Origin of the sequence: Microcoleus sp. Z1_B2 (genome assembly GCF_036700325.1) — a bacterium.
Taxonomy (GTDB): Bacteria; Cyanobacteriota; Cyanobacteriia; order Cyanobacteriales; family Microcoleaceae; genus Microcoleus.
The window spans coordinates 532-4011 of record NZ_JAUBOQ010000104.1 but is presented as its reverse complement, the minus strand read 5'-3'; the positions used below and the strand labels follow the sequence as shown (position 1 = coordinate 4011).

Below are 3480 nucleotides of genomic sequence, written 5' to 3'. Positions count from 1 at the left end.
TCATTTTTTAACGTTATATGCTTGCTATGTAAGCATTATAACCTATTTTTATCGTATTTTATGTTTAAGTCCCGTTATGAGCATCTTTTCAGCTTATTACCACCCGCAAGCTGAAAAAGAAGTGATATTCGACACAAATCGTCTTTGGTGCAGCAAGTTGCCATTAATTCTGGAACTATTTCCCGAAGCAAAAGTCATCTGCTGCGTCAGAAACATTGCTTGGATTATGGACAGCATTGAGCTACTGATTCGGCGCAACGCCTTTGATGTTTCGAGGTTATTTAATAATCCAGCGGAACGGGCTACAGTTTATAGCCGTACCGAAGCATTAAGTCAAGGTTCGCGTTTAGTTGGTTATGCTTATAACGCTCTTAAAGAATCATTTTATAGCGAACAGAGTGCATCTCTTCTACTGGTAGATTACGACCTATTAACCATAAAGCCGGCTAAAACAATGTCGCTGATTTATCAATTTCTTGGTGAAGAGCCTTTTGAGCATGATTTCGAGAATGTTCAATATCACGAGCCAGAATTTGATAATAAGCTGAAAACACAAGGGTTACATCAAGTGCGTGCTCAAGTCGAGTTTAAACCGAGAAAAACGATTTTACCCCCCGACTTGTTTGAGCGATTTGATGGCTTATCTTTTTGGACAGATTCAACAAATAGTCGTGCTAGTGCGATTGTAGCGAAGCCACAGTCCGGCAGGGGTTGAAACCCCTGCCTCAAAGCGAAAGTCCTCTTAAGAGGACTGAAAAACTCATTAGTCCTCTTAAGAGGACTTGAGCTATGAGACAGGGAATTCATTCCCTGGCGGACTGGCGGGTTTACTAGCTGAATTGGCGGGAACACAGCTTAAGTTGACACCAATTGGCACGGTGCCGTGTCCTGACTGTGGGTAATATCAATTCCAATGGCACCGGATTTGAGATTAAGCTTTGATGCGGGGGTTTCAACCCCTGCCGGACTTAAATGTAAACCATATATATCAAGGATTTCAGTAATTATGAACTCATCAACCGCCAACAAGCAAATTATTTTCGTTGACTCTTCTGTACAGAATTATCAAAACTTGATAGAGGGCGCAGATGCTAACGCCAAAATAGTCATTTTAGATGACCAGCGTAGTGGCATTGAACAAATTACCCAAGCACTGGCTAGTGAAAGTGGCATTGAAGCTGTTCATGTAGTTTCTCACGGCAACCAAGGCAGTTTAAAACTCGGTGCAGACGTACTCAATGGGAATGAGCTCGAAAATTTCAACACTCAGCTAAAACAGTGGGGAAATGCTCTGACAGAGAACGGAGATATCCTACTGTATGGATGCGATGCAGCCGCCGGAGAAACTGGCAATAATTTTGTCAAGCGATTGAGTGAACTCACAGGTGCAGATGTCGCAGCCTCTAACGACTTGACGGGAAATGCAGTTAAAGGCGGCGACTGGGATTTAGAAATAGTAACGGGCCAGATTGAATCCGCCGTGCCGTTTAATCGGCAGGCGATGAAAGATTATGACTATACACTGGCAACTTTTAATGTCACCGTCGCCACCGACACGGGAGATGACACAGTTGCAAACAGCCTTTCTTGGGCAATTCGGCAAGCCAACGTCAACCCTGGTGCAGACACCATCATCCTCGATACCGACGTGACAGTAACGGCGGTGATGAAAAACCTAATTAACAGCGATATCAGTTTTAGTGGTAACAATAGAATCGTTAGCGGTAACAACCAGTTTCGCCCCTTCTTTGTTAAGTCGGGCATCGTTGATTTCTCCAACATGACAGTCACCAACAGCAAAGCCCAAGGAGGGAGTAGTTATCTAGGCGGTGGCGGCGCTGGCATGGGAGGCGGCTTGTTCATTTATGGCGGTAGCGTGACGGTGAACAACGTCGCCTTTAGCAATAACAAGGCTGTCGGCGGTAATGGTGCAAACAAAGCTTTCGATGCCGGTGGTGGCGGAATGTTCGGCAACAGCGACGACAGCGGTGGCGGCGGGCTATTTGCAAGTAGCACTGGCACTGCTGGTGCTTATGGAGGTAACGGCAATTACGGTGGCGGCCCCGGTGGCTTTGGTGGCGGCGGCACAACCAGCTTTGGCGACAATGGTGGCACAGCCGGCTTTGGTGGCGGCGGTGGCTTGGGCGGCGGCGGCTTTGGTGGCGAGGGCGGCTTTGGCGGCGGGGGCGGCTTTGGCGGCTATGGCGGCGGTGGCTTTGGCGGCTATGGCGGCGGCGGCGGTGGCGGTAACTTTGGCGACGGCGTCGGCGGCTATGGCGGCGGCAAAGGTGGCGGCGGCGGCGGCGTCGGCGGCGGCGGGGCTGGTATGGGGGGTGCCATCTTCATCCGCACGGGTTCTTTAACCCTAAACAACGCCACCTTCAGCAGCAACACCGCCACAGGCGGCACGGGTAAAAACAAGGGCCAAGGCTTAGGCGGTGCCATCTTCGCCATGCAGGCCCTCAAAAACACCAACGGCAACCACCAGGGAATGCCGACTGCTTTGCCTACTGTCACCTCATTAGGAGCAACTTTCACCACCAACAGCGCCGCCAACCAAGCTAGCCTCCCTGCTGCCAACACCCCCGCCAACGGTGTCGGCAGCAGCCAAAACAATAACGATGTTTACGGCACTATTCTCGGCAACACCGTCAACCTCTCAGTTAGCAGTAACGCAGGCACCGAAGCAGGCACCACAGCAATCACCGTTACCGCCACAGCATCTGCTGCCGTTGTCGGCAATCAAACCGTTAACTTAGGCGTCACAGGAACAAATATCACCGCCGGCGACTACAACCTCAGCGGCACAACCATCACAATTCCCAGCGGACAAACTACGGGTACTGTCACTTTCACTGTTGCCGATGATGCCTTAATTGAAGGCAGCGAAACAGGCACTTTAACTATCAGCACTCCTTCGGCTGGCTTGACATTGGGAACAAAAACTACTCAAAATATTGCAATTACCGACAACGACTTCCCCGCAGTCAACCTCTCAGTTACTCCCACCACGGGCACAGAAGCGGGAACCACAGCAATCACCGTCACCGCCACAGCATCCCAAGCAGTTGTCGGCAATCAAACCGTTAATGTTGCTCTTTCCGGTACGGCACTTCCTGCTGACTTCACAGGCATAATTCCTACTAGCATTACCATTCCTAGCGGACAAACTACAGGTACTTTCACTTTCACTGTTGCCGATGATGCCTTAATTGAAGGAAGCGAAACCGCAACTTTAACTATCAGCAATCCTTCTGCTGGCTTGACATTGGGAACAAACACCACTCAAAATATTGCAATTACCGACAACGACTTTCCCGCAGTCAACCTCTCAGTTACTCCCACCGCCGGCACCGAAGCGGGAACCACAGCAATCACCGTTACCGCCACAGCATCCCAAGCCGTTGTCGGCAATCAAACCGTTAATGTTGCTCTTTCCGGTACGGCACTTCCTGCTGACTTCACAGGCATAATTCCTAC

2 protein-coding genes are annotated in these 3480 nt (G+C 50.0%); both read left to right on the top strand.

Features of this window, described 5'->3' with window-relative positions:
• Positions 1 to 715, top strand: a 715-nt coding sequence (locus QT984_RS29565; protein ID WP_333375564.1) for a sulfotransferase, incomplete at its 5' end; no start/stop codon positions are given.
• 291 nt (positions 716 to 1006) lie between these two features.
• Positions 1007 to 3480 (top strand): DUF4347 domain-containing protein (locus QT984_RS29560; RefSeq protein WP_333375566.1); only part of this gene is annotated, 2474 nt, incomplete at its 3' end.